1 protein-coding gene is annotated in these 795 nt (G+C 74.5%); it reads left to right on the forward strand.

What is annotated here, in order from left to right; translation table 11 throughout:
* Positions 1–42 precede the first annotated feature (42 nt).
* Positions 43–795, forward strand: a 753-nt coding sequence (locus L0B03_RS18615) for a GNAT family N-acetyltransferase (RefSeq protein ID WP_250448590.1), incomplete at its 3' end; no start/stop codon positions are given.

A 795-nucleotide genomic window follows, 5' to 3' on the forward strand; every position in this document is an offset into this window, starting at 1 on the left:
TGCCCCCTGCGCCGTCCGGCGGCGGCGACCTAGGGTGAGGGCATGGGCACCGACGAGGACGCGGCGACCGGCACCGGACCGGCGGGCGAGGGGTACCCCGTCCACTGGGAGGCCGACGTCGTCCTGCGCGACGGCGGCACGGCGCACGTCCGTCCGATCCGCGTCGGCGACGGCGACGCGTTGCAGGCCTTCCACGTGGGGCAGTCCGAGCGGTCGACGTACTTCCGCTTCTTCGCCCCGCTCGAGCGGCTCCCCGACCGCGACCTGGCCCGTTTCACGCACGTGGACCACGTGGACCGTGTCGCGCTGGTCGCCGTGGCGGGCGAGCAGGAGTCCGAGCAGATCATCGCCGTCGCCCGGTACGACCGCACCGAGCCGACGATGGCCGAGGTCGCCTTCAACGTCGCTGACGGGCACCACGGCCGCGGTCTGGGCTCGGTGCTGCTCGAGCACGTCGCGGCCGCGGCCCGGGAGCGGGGCATCACCCGCTTCAGCGCCGAGGTGCTGCCCCAGAACTCGCAGATGCTCGCGATCTTCCGGGAGGCGGGCTACGTCCTGGACCAGCACCTGGACGACGGGATCGTGACCGTCTCCTTCGACATCGACCCGACGGACCGGTCACGTGCCGTGATGGCCGACCGTGAGCACCGTGCCGAGGCGCGGAGCGTGCACGGGATGCTCACCTCGCGCTCGGCCCTCGTGGTGGCCGACGACGACGGTCGCCGCCTCGCCGGGGCCGCGGCCGAGCACCTGGCGGCCGCCGGGCTGCCCGTCCAGGTCGTCGGTCCGGCGGCG

Origin of the sequence: Actinotalea sp. C106 (genome assembly GCF_023630195.1) — a bacterium.
Lineage (GTDB): Bacteria > Actinomycetota > Actinomycetes > Actinomycetales > Cellulomonadaceae > Actinotalea.